The following is a 13,008-nucleotide window of genomic DNA, read 5'->3' on the forward strand; positions in this document are numbered from 1 at the left end:
AAAATGCTATTTTTTCATTTATTAATGCGTATTTTGCATTAATGGATCTTCAGCGAATCAAGTATTTTTTGGCTTTGTCAGAACAGCTTCATTATTGGAAAACGGCAGAAAAGGTAAATATCACACAGTCAGCCCTTAGCCGCCAAATTCAGTCGCTCGAAAATGAATTGGGTTTACAGCTTTTTGAACGTAATAAACGTAATGTGAAGCTCACTTCGGCGGGTAAATTCTTAAAAGAAAAGTGGGAAGTCGAATTAAATGAAATCGAATATATCCATCAGTTTGCCAAGCAGATCCATTTAGGCGAACGCGGAACGATTACCATCGCACATCCTGATTCGATATCGGCTTCCATCATGCCCGATATTTTAGCGAAGATTACAGAGGCCTTTCCACAGCTCCAAATTAAATTGGTACAGGTTTTATATGAAAATCAACTCGATTTTCTGAAAAATTATAAGATCGACCTGGCCATTACCCGCGATATAACCAGCGAGCAGGGGATTAAATCGAAAAAAATATATTCCGATCACCTGGCTTTAGTGGTTCCTTTAGAACATGCTTTTAAAAGATTCGAAGATTTATCTAAGGAGAGCCTTAGGGCGCAAAAATTTATCCTGCCCACTAAAGATGAGGGCAGTAGCTACAGCGAGATTATTCAGGCACTTTTCAAATCTTATGATTTTGTGCCGGATGTATTTCTGCATTCCGAATTTGGATCAACCATTATTGCACTGGTACGAAAAGGACTGGGAATAGCGATTTTGCCCGATTCTTATATGCATCACCAAAGTCCGGGGCTGCGCTTTATCCCGCTGCCCTTTAAAACCGATATATTGATCAATTGGCGGGCCGATGACCATAATCCTGTGCTGGCGAATATTTTAAAACTTGTTTTTGGAGATTAGAATGATGGTTTGACGCTTTTAAATGCCGGTAAAATATGTGATGGCAGATACCGTTGAGCATTATCATTTTGGAATGATGATGCAGACTGCCTTTCTTTTTATGCAATATTGAAAGAAGAGCAAAGGTATGGGCAAACGCCGTTTTTAATCAAAAAAAACTTTTATAGCAGTATATAATTTACATTTTTTAGGCAAAAAAAGCATTCAGTTTAAATAACTTTGTTTTTGAATGAAAAGAATCGGGAAATCGATTTACCTTGTTTTAAACCAAATAATTTAAAATGCTTTTAATTATTCTCAACATTATTTTTTGCATCTCGTTTATAGGATTTGCCTATGTAAATTTAAATGATAACGATGCTTTTCTTTGGGTATCTATCTATTTAAGCGCCGCAATATGCTGTGGATTGGCTGCTGCAGGTAAATTTTACCCTTTCGCTTATCTGTTTTTAACTGCTTTCTATTTAATTTATGCTGCTATCCTGTTTTTTGCAAAAGATGGTGTACGAGATTGGATGATGAAATATAAGCGGCCAAGTCTGGTAGAAAGTATGCAGGCTACTAAACCTTATATCGAACAAACGAGAGAATTTTTTGGGCTGTTAATTATTGCAGGTGCGTTGTTAATCAATTATTTTGTTTCGGCGGGTATCACCAGCTAAGCGATTATTCAGATACTTTATGAAACGTGATGATAGGATGGCTATCCAAGAAGCTTTATCAGCTATTGTAAAAAGCAATGTGAGTGCAGATAGCCAAAACTGGTTAGAAAGTATAGTGCAATCGGCTGATCAAAGCAATAAGATCAGTCAGGCATTTGTGATGGTGCCACGCAAAACTGGGAAATCGGTTATTCAGCTTAACGATGCCCAAAAGGTTTTAATAACGGCGGCTGGGATCAGCTATATCAGTAACTGGACTATTGACAGGCTTTGCCGCGTTTGGCTGCTAAGCAATTTAAATGCAGCAGATCAGGAGAAATTATATGCAACTGTCGATCGGTTGTTCCTTTCGGCAGAAATGAATGAGGCCGTGGCTTTATATTCGGCATTGCCATTTTTGGCTCATCCTGAAATTTGGGTTAAACGTTGTGCTGAAGGGATCAGGAGTAATATCGGATCGGTTTTGGAAGCGATTATGGAAAACAACCCATACCCTTCAGAAAATCTGGACGATGCCGCCTGGAATCAACTGGTACTAAAAGCTTTTTTTACCGAAAAAGATATCAGGCATATTGTAGGTTTAGATGAACGCGCCAATCTGGAACTTGCATTAACTTTGATAGATTATGCAAATGAACGCTGGGCTGCGGGACGAAAGGTGCATCCACAACTTTGGCGTTTGGTTGGTAAATTTATCAATGCAGAAATTTTTGAGCACCTTAAAGTTGGTTTGATGCATTACGACCAGATTGAACAACGGGCCATTGCACTTGCCGTTGCTCAGTCTGATTATCAACCGGCAAAAGATTATATTCATACTTTTCCTGAACTTAAGCTGGCCCTTTCAGAAGGGAACTTAAACTGGGATTCATTTTAACCATTAGACATTCAAAACAGAAATATATGTGTTGCAGTAGTTCAATTGAAAGAGATAAAGCATTGATGGGGGAGCCTGAAGCGTTCGATATCAGTGCGGTAAAGGGGATGAAATTCTTCGACCCACATGTTCACATGACCTCGAGGACAACAGACGATTATCAGGCGATGGCCGATGCAGGTGTTGTTGCTTTGATAGAACCCGCATTTTGGCTGGGGCAGCCACGTACCGGATTGGATAGCTTTAGAGATTATTATAGCAGCCTGATCGGTTGGGAGCGTTTCCGTTCCTCACAGTTTGGTATCAAACATTATTGTACCATTGGACTAAACTCGAGAGAAGCCAATAACGAAAGCCTGGCAGAACAGGTAATGGAAATATTGCCTTTGTTTGTCTATAAAGAAGGCGTAGTGGGAATAGGGGAAATCGGTTTCGACGACCAGACTGCCGCGGAAGAAAAATATTACAGGCTACAGCTCGAACTGGCCAAAGAAGCAGGTTTACCTGTACAGGTGCACACACCACACCGCGATAAGAAAAAAGGTACGCAGCGGAGCATGGATATTGCCTTGGAACATGGCCTCGATCCCTATAGTGTAATTATCGATCACAACAATGAAGAGACCGTAAAAGAGGTATTAGATAGAGGCTTCTGGGCTGCTTTTACCATATATCCTTTTACCAAAATGGGTAATGAGCGCATGGTGGAGATTGTAAAACAGTACGGCCCGGAGCGTATTATGGTCAATTCTGCTGCCGATTGGGGCATCAGCGATCCTTTGGCTGTACCTAAAACTGCGGCTTTAATGAAAATGCGCGGTTTAAGCGATCAGGATATTGAACTGGTTACTTACCGCAATGCGATTACTGCATTTGCACAGAGCGGACAGCTGGATGAAGCCGATTTCAATGCGCAAAAAAATGTAGACCTGACCGAGAAATTCGAAGGTAACACCATTTTGCGCGGCGGACAACAGCCAAGAACAGATAAATCGTCTATCATCATCAGCTAAAGTATTGAAAAAAATAATTGTCTATCTGCGCATGATGCGCCCTGCCAATATTGTTACTTCAGTTGCAGATATTTTAGCGGGAATTGCCATTTCTGGTGTTTTAAGCAGTGGGTTTTCCATTCCATGGTTATCTATTGTACTTTTAGCCGCATCAACAGCCTGTTTGTATGGAGGAGGAATTGTTTTCAACGATGTTTTTGATGCCGATCTGGATAAAATAGAACGTCCGGAAAGGGCCATCCCGAGTGGTTTGATCAGTTTGCAAAATGCAGCCATTTTAGGGACTCTGTTGCTTTTTGCCGGAATAACCCTGGCAGCGTTAAATAGTTTAACATCGGGATTATTGGCGCTTTTGGTCGCCGTTTTCGCTTTGCTTTATAATAAATTTGGCAAACATCATTCTTTTTTCGGACCATTGAATATGGGCCTATGCCGTGGTTTTAACCTGCTGCTAGGTTTGAGCATTGTGCCAGAAATGCTTTGTAGTCATTATTACCTGGCGGTTATTCCGGTTATTTATATTTTTTCCATTACGATGACCAGCCGGGGTGAAGTTCACGGAGGCCATGCTAAAAACTTGTATTTGGCGGCCTTTCTATATGCAATCGTGATCTGCGCTATTGCTTATTTTGCTTTTGTAAACGATAGGTTGTTGTGGTCGCTACTGTTTCTGGTTCCTTTTACCTTTATGATTTTCAGGCCACTTTTAAAAGCAATAAAAGAACCTATCGGTAAAAATATCGGCGGAGCAGTAAAAGCTGGCGTAATTTCACTTATTTTGATGGATGCCGCCTGGGCCGTAACTTTCGATGCCCTGATTTTGGCTTTTATTATTGCAGCTTTATTGCCATTATCCATGTGGCTCTCTAAATTATTCGCCGTTACTTAACCATCAAACACACATTACCAAATTGATATGGAACATTTACATCAATCCTTTACGGTACAATATAATTATAATGTTTTCTTTACTTCATCGCTCTTTTTGCCAGAAAATGAACTGTTAAACAGTTTTTTAGTTAATCTAAATCCGGCCGTTGCCGTAAAAAAGATTTTATTTGTAATAGATGAAGGTGTGGCAAATGCACACCAGGACCTTAATAACCAGATTAAAGCATATTTTTCAAAATACCCACAAACGCAGTTGGTTCAGGATATCTTAGTTATTCCCGGGGGAGAACAGGTGAAAAACGATACGCAATATTTTGATCGGGTATTGGAAGCCATTAATGTTCATGGGATTGACCGGCACTCGTTTGTTGCTGCCATTGGCGGTGGGGCGGTGCTCGATATGGTGGGTTATGCGGCGACGGTTGCACACCGCGGTATCAAACACATCAGAATTCCAAGTACTGTGCTTTCGCAGAACGATTCAGGCGTCGGGGTAAAAAATGGAATTAATTATTTCAATAAAAAGAACTTTCTAGGCACTTTTTCGCCGCCAGTTGCTGTTTTTAATGATGAAGTATTTTTAAGCACTTTATCCGATCGCGATTGGCGTTCAGGTATTGCCGAAGCGATTAAAGTGGCACTGATTAAAGACCGCGAATTTTTTGAATGGCTGGAGGCGAATGCCGCTGCGCTGGCACAACGCGACATCACCGCCATGAACTACCAGATCTGGAAATGCGCAAAACTCCACCTGGAGCATATCCGCAGTGCCGATCCTTTCGAAAACGGTTCGGCCCGACCATTGGATTTTGGCCATTGGAGTGCGCATAAACTAGAATATCTGACTAATTTTGAAGTGAGGCATGGCGAGGCTGTTGCCATGGGCATAGCCTTAGATGCCGTATATTCCAATTTATCGGGCAGAATCAGTACCGAAGATGCGCAAAGGATAATTGGCCTGATCCACCAACTTGGTTTCGAGTTAACGCATCCTTTGTTACAGGTTACTGAAGGCAATAGTCCAATTTTACAGGGGCTGGAAGAATTTAGGGAACACCTTGGTGGTGAATTAACCATCACTTTGCTTACAGGCCTGGGTAGTGGAGAGGAAGTGCATGAAATTGATGCAGATATTTTAAAACAAGCTGCCGAAATTTTAAATAACCAAACCGCTATAATTCAACATTAAACGATGAAATTAACTTCCGGACATTTAACCTTCTGCACCAATATTTATGCAGGCGAAGACTGGATGGCACATTTTGCGGTGTTAAAAGATAGTTTTCCGGTATTAAAAGCCCAATTATCGCCAGATGCACCTATGGGCATCGGTTTACGCCTTTCCAATCTTGCCAGTATCGAATTGCTGGAAGAAAATCACCTGGAAACATTTAAACAATGGCTTAAGCAGGAAGGTGGATACGTATTTACCATGAACGGATTTCCCTATGGTGGTTTCCACCATACCCGGGTTAAAGACCAGGTACATGCACCAGATTGGACGACCAGAGACCGCGTTGCATATACAATTCGTTTAGCTGAAATCCTTTCCGAATTACTCCCGGAAGACTTAGAAGGTGGGATTTCGACTTCACCATTAAGCTATAAACCCTGGTTTAAAGATACTTTAGAGAAGGAAAAAGCTACTGCCACCGCAAGCACACATGTTTTAGCAGTTGCACAAGGTTTAGCAAAAATCCATCAACAAACAGATAAAATGATCCACCTCGATATCGAACCAGAACCAGATGGTTTTTTGGAATCTGGCGAGGAATTTATCAACTGGTTTGAAAACGAGCTTTTACCAATTGGAAAAACATATTTTGCGGAGCAATCGGGCTTAAACGCCAATGAAGCAGAAAATTTAATCAAAATGCATATCCGTTTGTGTTATGATGTTTGTCATTTTGCAATCGGATATGAACCACATACGGCCATCATCAAAGAACTGCAGGAGAAAGGGATTAAGATTGGGAAAATTCAGATTAGTGCGGCATTAAAAGCAAAATTACCTGCCTCTCTTTCAGCAAGAACAGCTGTATTAGATCAGTTAGGCCGTTTTGATGAGCCTACTTACCTCCACCAGGTAATTGCACGAAAAAATGACGGTACGCTATTGCGTTATCCTGACCTGTCGGATGCACTGGCAGCGGGTGAAAATCCTGAAGTAGAGGAGTGGAGGGCACATTTCCATGTTCCCATTTTTGTTGAAGATATGGGTTTGATCCAATCTACACAGTCAGACATTACCGAGGTGCTAAACTTGCAAAAAAACAGTCCTTTTACCACGCATTTAGAAGTCGAAACCTACACCTGGGAGGTTTTACCAACAGCTTTAAAAGCACCTTTGAACGATTCAATCATTAGGGAGCTTGCCTGGGTTAAAAATTTATTATAATTTAAGAAATATGCACAAAACCGTTGTTATCGATATCGTAGCCTTATCTACTTCCGTAATTGGAACGCATACACCTTTTCTTCAGCAATATATTTCGAAAAACCATTTAACTACCGTTGAACCTTTGTTGCCGGCAGTTACCACAGCGGTACAGTCGAGCTATTTGACGGGTAAATATCCTTCAGAAAATGGCATTGTGGGTAATGGATGGTACGATGATACGGATAGTGAAATTAAATTCTGGAAACAGTCTAATAAACTGGTGAATGCCGAAAAAATATGGGATCAGGCTAAAAAAGAAGATCCGGATTTTACCTGTGCCAATATGTTCTGGTGGTACAACATGTATTCGACAGCCGATTTTTCGGTAACACCACGCCCCAATTACCTGGCCGATGGCCGTAAACTACCCGACTGTTATTCGCAGCCAGTTGAATTACGTGATCATTTACAAAATAAACTGGGACAGTTCCCCTTGTTTCAGTTCTGGGGACCAGGCGCAAATATTAAATCTACCAGATGGATTGCAGATGCTTCGATGGAAACTGAAAAGCTGCACAATCCTACGCTTACTTTAATTTATTTACCCCATTTAGACTACTGCCTGCAAAAGTTTGGTCCGGAGCTCGATAAAATCAGTACTGAACTGAAAGAAATCGACCAGGTAGTAGAAGAATTGGTTCGTTTTTATGAAAGCAGGGGTGCACGCATCATTTTGCTTTCTGAATATGGTATTGCCCCCGTAAATAAGCCAATCCACCTTAACCGTTTGTTCAGGGAAAACGGTTTGATTCAGATTCGTGAAGAAAGAGGGTTGGAGTTACTCGATCCGGGTGCTTCTAAAGCATTCGTAGTGGCCGATCACCAGGTTGCACATGTTTACATCAATGATAAAAGTGTAACGGAGCAGGTGAAGGCTTTATTGAAAAGTGTACCAGAAATTGAATTGATACTGGATCAGGCTGAACAGGAGAAACACCATATTAACCACGAACGTTCAGGCGATCTGGTGCTTACGGCAAAAGAAAACAGCTGGTTTACCTATTATTTTTGGCTTGACGATGCTAAAGCGCCGGATTATGCGCGGGTAGTTGATATTCATAAAAAACCTGGCTACGATCCTGTAGAAATGTTCATGACTTCTAAATTGAGGGCAGGCTACAAACTTTTAAGGAAAAAAGCCGGTTTCCGTTATGTGATGGATGTCATTCCACTCGATGCTACGCTGGTTAAAGGATCGCATGGCAGCATTAATGTGGCCGATCAGTTTAAACCTGTTCTGGTTACCTCAAAGGCAATCGATAAAAGCTTACATGCACCGGATGTTTATCAGGTGATCTGGGATAGTTTGACTGTTTGAAAAAGAATGATGTTCTGCTGATCTGATCGTTATCGAATCAGCAGGACGATCGTATATAAGAAGATCTTGTTGAATCCAGGTTCAAATAAATTAATCTTTTTAAGGACCTCACCTACAAGATTATTCCCTTACAAACCTGTACCCGCAACCTTCGAAACAAGGAGGGTTAAGCTGTAGCGATTTTGCTGAAACCTTGTACTGATAAATCATCGGCATTTTATAGGTGTTGCTGTAAACTTCCATTTTTACACTATCCAAAATCCTGAACGAAAATAAATCCGGAAGTGCATCACCTTCAAATTTACCGGCATTATCTGCTGATTTGTTTAGAATAAGATATTTGATCTGGCCGCTTACCTTTTTATATCTGCCACTTCCATCCCCGGGATCCTGCATCGTTTCGGTGAGTTTCCACTTACCATAAACTTCACCAGGCCCATCGTTATCTTTATCGTTTTTTTTGCATGATACATACAAAAGGCCTGTTACAGCCAGGAGGAGTAATAATATCTTTTTCATAAAGCTTTAATTTATAGCTTATACGGTACAGCGACCAAAAACGCTACTAAAAACTTTTTTTTCGTTAATTAAGCATTGAAATTCCATCATCCATTTTACATCTACTGTCCTACATTTTCGATGGTCAATCTTATATTTTTACATCTCTCATCGCTTTATGTACCTTTCTCCTGTACGACCAATAGAATACAATCGGATACACAAAAAGGTTAAACAAGGTATTGGTAATTAACCCACCAATAACTACAATGGCCAGTGGTTTACTGGCTTCGGAACCGATTCCGGTAGAGAGTGCTGCTGGCATTAAACCAATAGCGGCCATTAAGGCCGTCATTAATACCGGCCTAAATCTGCTGGCAATCCCATCACGCATGGCATCGGTAAAAGTCCACGTGGCGTGGTGTTTCAGCTCGGTGATGTTGGTTTTGAAGCGGGTAATCAGGATCACACCGTTCTGCACACAGATACCGAATAATGCTATAAAACCAATGCCTGCTGAAATGTTAAAGTTTACACCTGCGGCCAACAGCGCCAATATGCCACCGATCATGGCAAAAGGAACGTTATTGAGTACCAATAGCGCATCCCTAAAATTGCCGAAAAGCACAAACAGGATAAAAAATATCAGCAACAAACTTACCGGAACAGCCTGCGATAAACGTGCAATGGCTCTTTGCTGGTTTTCAAAATCACCGGCCCACTCGAGCTGATAGCCCTGTGGCAATTTGATTTTTGCATTTACTTTTTGTTGTGCTTCGGCAATTACGCTGCCCATATCACGGCCTCTGATGGAGAATTTGATCGCCCCATAACGCTTGTGCTTATCGCGGTAAATCATACTTGGTCCGGTAATTTTACGGATACTCGAGATTTCGCCCAATTGAACATTTGAACCCGATAGCGTTGGTATACGTAATTTACTGATCGAACTTTCGTCATTCCTAAAATCTTCGGGATAACGGATGATGAGATCAAATTTGCGTTCACCTTCATAAATCTGCGTAGCGGCTTTACCACCGATCGCCATTTCGATCACTGCATTAGCATCTGCTGTGCTTACGCCATATAAGGCCATTTTTTTCTGATCGAGATTAATCTGTAATTCTGGCTGCCCCAGATTCCTGAGTATACCTAAATCTTCAATACCCTCTACCGTTTTTAAAATATCTTCTATTTTTTCCTCTTCCTTTTCGATGTACTCGAAATTTTCGCCAAACAGCTTCACTACAATTGATCCTTTTACACCTGAAACAGCTTCTTCTACATTATCAGAAATTGGCTGAGAAAAGTTAAGGCTGATACCAGGAAAGCGCTTTAATTTCTCCTGCATCCGCTCAATCAGCTGTTCTTTAGTCTGTTTCTGTCTCCATTCTTTTCGGGGGTAAATATCCACGTGGAATTCCATGTTGTAAAAACCCGTTGCATCCGTTCCATCGTTTGGCCGGCCAGTCTGAGACATCACTTGTTTTACCTCTTCGAAACTTAAAAAGATCTTTCTCATCTCGTTCGAAAGTTTTTTGGTTTCGTCCAACGAAATACTCAACGGGCCAGTAGCACGCACATAAATGGAGCCCTCATCTAAACTGGGCAAAAATTCTGTCCCCAGAAATTTAAAACTAAAAGCACCTAAAAACAGCACTACAATAGAAATTCCAAAAACCAGTTTCTTTTTTTTGAAACAGAGATCGTAAAATTTAAGGGTTGCTTTGGTAATCCATTCTAAAAAGATATTGTGTTTCTCTTTTACATCCTTTTTTAGAAACACGCTGGCCATGGCCGGTACAAATGTAAAGGTTAAGATTAAAGCGCCCAATAAGGCAAAACTTAAAGTCCAGGCCAGGGGAGAGAACATTTTACCTTCCACTTTTTCAAAGGTGAAAATGGGGAGCAAGCCAGTAATGATGATCAGTTTGGCAAATAAAATGCCTTTTCCGTTTTCTAAACAGGCTTTTTTAATAAAACCGAGTTTGCTCATTTTATTAAACTTTTCCATGCCTACTTTTTTGGCTTTTGCATCCAGCACGACGAAAATTCCTTCAACCATTACTACGGCGCCGTCTATAATGATCCCGAAATCAATTGCACCCATAGAAAGCAGGTTGGCTGGCATGCCTTTTAATTTGAGGCAGATAAACGCAAAAAGAAGTGCTAAAGGAATGATAATAGAAACGATTAAGGTGGTGCGCCAATCAGCCATGAAGAGGAATACGATTAGGGTAACAAATAAAATCCCTTCAAGCATATTGCCCATCACGGTGTGTACGGAGTAATTAACCAGATCTTCGCGGTCGTAGAAAGGTTTGATTTTTACATCATCAGGCAAAATACTGGAATTGATCGTATTTATTTTTTCTTTCAGCCTGGCAATTACATCACTTGGATTACCGCCCTTCCTCATTACAATAATGCCTTCAACCACATCGGGATCTTTATCGCGGCCAACTTGACCTAGCCTTGGCAAAGCCGATTCTGCCACATCGGCAATGGTTTTAACATAAACAGGAGTGCCATTAATATTATCAACCACCACATTTCTGATTTCGTCGATATTGTTGAGCACGCCGATACCGCGCACCACATAAGCCTGACCACTTTGTACAATTACATCGCCGCCCACATTGATGTTGCTTTTAGATACCGCTTCGAAGAGTTCCTTCGCACTTACACCATATTGGATGGCTTTTTGTGGATCAACAGTAATCTGGTAGGTTTTTACCTCGCCTCCAAAACTTACTACATCAGCAATGCCCGAAACAGATAAAAGTTCTCTTTGTATCACCCAATCCTGTAAGGTTTTTAACTCACTTACAGATTTTGTGTCGCTAGATAAGGTATAACGGAATATTTCACCAGTAGGCCCGTAAGGTGGCTGTACTTCGGGTTGGATTCCTTCGGGCAGGTCTGCTTCATCGAGGTGGTTGTTTACCTGTACGCGTGCTTCAGCATAATCTACATCATCTTCGAAACTTACTTTTACGATGGATAAACCAAATAGGGAAGAAGAACGGATGCTGGTCCGTTTTTCGGTAGGATTCATGGCAATTTCCAAAGGTCTGCTTACAAACTTTTCTACCTCTTCGGCACTTCGGCCTGGCCATTGGGTAATGATGGTGATATTGGTATTGGTAACATCAGGAAACGCATCAATGGTGGTGTGTTTGAAGCTTAAATAACCTGCCAGAATTAAGAGAAAAGTGGCAAAAAAGATGAAATATTTATTCTTCAGTGCAAAGCCTATAATGCTTTTTATGAATTTAGTCATTTTTGAAATCTAGGAATGAAAAGAAATTATTGAGTTTTTAGACTTTCGAACAAGAAAACCTGTTTAGACGCGATGATGCGATCGCCGGCCTGTACACCTTTGCTGATGTAGGTTTTGTCGGCTGTTTTCCGCCCGATTTCGATCTCCTGGACCCTCACTTTGTGGTCCTGACCTAAGACTAGCACATAATTTTTGTTTTCATCGAAAATAACTGCCCTTGAGTTTAATACCGGAAGATCGATGGCCGAATTTGCTGAAACTTTTACCGTTCCGAGCATACCTGGTTTTAATAAAAATTCATGATTTGGGATCACAACCCTTGCATTCATTACCTTGCTATCCTGATCTACCTGATTATATAATTTCTCTATTTTTCCTTTAAAAACCTTGTCGGGATAGGAGAGGGTAAATAAACTCACTTCATCACCGGCTTTAACACGCGAAATATCCGATTCGTAAATGTTGATCATAGCCCAAACATTGGAGAGATCGGCAATAGTAAAGAGGCTTTTGTTGTTGTCGCTGCGTAACTGCATATTTTGGGTTACGTTTTTTTCAATCACAAAACCATTAATGGGCGATTTAATAGCATATAATCCGGTACTGCTTCCACCATTGAGTTTTAATACGGAGTTAGCCCTTTTGGCTTCTGCTTTTTTAATCTGGTAATCGTTTTTGGCTTCATCGAGCTCTTTTGCCGAGGATAAACCACTTTGAAAAAGCTGCTCGGCCTGTTTTAACGATCGCTCAGTATTTTTAAGTTCGGCGTTTGCGGTAATTACCTCTTTGTCAAATCCGGCCATTTCAGAACTATTTACCGTGGCCAGCGTTTGTCCGTTCACAACCTGATCGCCCAACCTTACACCAACGCGATTTACGATGCCGCTTACCATCGGAAAAAGTTCTGAGCGACGTTCTTCATCTGCTGCAATTTTGGCTGAAAACATCAGTTCTGTTTTGCTGTTGGCCTGTTGCACGGTATCAATCAGCAAGCGGTTAATCAGGGAATCGGTGATGGCAAATTTATCGTTTGGCACGGTCGTTTTATGTTCGTTGCAGGAAAATATTAAACTGCTTGCAGCAATGAGTACAGTGTTTTTATAAAGATTTTGCATGAG

General features: G+C 41.1%; 11 protein-coding genes. 8 read left to right on the forward strand and 3 right to left on the reverse strand.

Going from position 1 to position 13,008, the window contains the following annotated elements; genetic code table 11:
- The first annotated feature begins 41 nt into the window (after positions 1-41).
- From AC04QZ_RS18850 to AC04QZ_RS18885, 8 genes are all read left to right on the forward strand, one after another.
- Positions 42-908 carry a LysR family transcriptional regulator gene (locus tag AC04QZ_RS18850; protein ID WP_478359015.1) on the forward strand — a complete coding sequence of 289 codons (867 nt, stop codon included), beginning with the start codon at positions 42-44 and terminating at the stop codon, positions 906-908.
- 281 nt (positions 909-1,189) lie between these two features.
- The gene (locus AC04QZ_RS18855) at positions 1,190-1,570 is read left to right on the forward strand and encodes a transmembrane 220 family protein (protein WP_086545446.1); all 381 of its coding nucleotides are present in this window, start codon (positions 1,190-1,192) and stop codon (positions 1,568-1,570) included.
- A 37-nt stretch (positions 1,571-1,607) separates the two neighbouring features.
- Positions 1,608-2,447 (forward strand): EboA domain-containing protein, encoded by an 840-nt coding sequence (locus AC04QZ_RS18860; RefSeq protein ID WP_478359016.1) that lies wholly within the window; start codon positions 1,608-1,610, stop codon positions 2,445-2,447.
- A 26-nt stretch (positions 2,448-2,473) separates the two neighbouring features.
- Positions 2,474-3,460 carry a TatD family hydrolase gene (locus tag AC04QZ_RS18865; RefSeq protein WP_478359017.1) on the forward strand — a complete coding sequence of 329 codons (987 nt, stop codon included), beginning with the start codon at positions 2,474-2,476 and terminating at the stop codon, positions 3,458-3,460.
- A gap of 4 nt (positions 3,461-3,464) precedes the next feature.
- Positions 3,465-4,349 (forward strand): UbiA-like protein EboC, encoded by an 885-nt coding sequence (eboC, locus tag AC04QZ_RS18870; protein WP_478359018.1) that lies wholly within the window; start codon positions 3,465-3,467, stop codon positions 4,347-4,349.
- 27 nt (positions 4,350-4,376) lie between these two features.
- The gene (locus tag AC04QZ_RS18875; RefSeq protein WP_478359019.1) at positions 4,377-5,540 is read left to right on the forward strand and encodes a 3-dehydroquinate synthase; all 1,164 of its coding nucleotides are present in this window, start codon (positions 4,377-4,379) and stop codon (positions 5,538-5,540) included.
- Between the two features lie 3 nt (positions 5,541-5,543).
- On the forward strand, positions 5,544-6,749 hold the full coding sequence (gene eboE / locus AC04QZ_RS18880; protein WP_478359020.1) for a metabolite traffic protein EboE: 1,206 nt from the start codon (positions 5,544-5,546) through the stop codon (positions 6,747-6,749).
- A gap of 10 nt (positions 6,750-6,759) precedes the next feature.
- A complete protein-coding gene (locus tag AC04QZ_RS18885) occupies positions 6,760-8,109 on the forward strand; it encodes an alkaline phosphatase family protein (protein ID WP_478359021.1) in 1,350 nt (449 codons plus the stop codon).
- Positions 8,110-8,229: 120 nt separating this feature from the next.
- Here the strand turns inward: AC04QZ_RS18885 and AC04QZ_RS18890 are convergent, their stop codons facing one another.
- The 3 genes from AC04QZ_RS18890 to AC04QZ_RS18900 all read right to left on the reverse strand — a co-directional run bounded on the left by AC04QZ_RS18890 (position 8,230) and on the right by AC04QZ_RS18900 (position 13,005).
- Entirely contained in the window at positions 8,230-8,628 is a 399-nt protein-coding gene (locus AC04QZ_RS18890) for a hypothetical protein (RefSeq protein WP_478359022.1), read from the reverse strand.
- A gap of 130 nt (positions 8,629-8,758) precedes the next feature.
- Entirely contained in the window at positions 8,759-11,890 is a 3,132-nt protein-coding gene (locus tag AC04QZ_RS18895) for an efflux RND transporter permease subunit (RefSeq protein WP_478359023.1), read from the reverse strand.
- Positions 11,891-11,916: 26 nt separating this feature from the next.
- The gene (locus AC04QZ_RS18900) at positions 11,917-13,005 is read right to left on the reverse strand and encodes an efflux RND transporter periplasmic adaptor subunit (RefSeq protein WP_086545455.1); all 1,089 of its coding nucleotides are present in this window, start codon (positions 13,003-13,005) and stop codon (positions 11,917-11,919) included.
- Between the last annotated feature and the right edge of the window lie 3 nt (positions 13,006-13,008).

The organism is Pedobacter folensis (assembly GCF_056490665.1).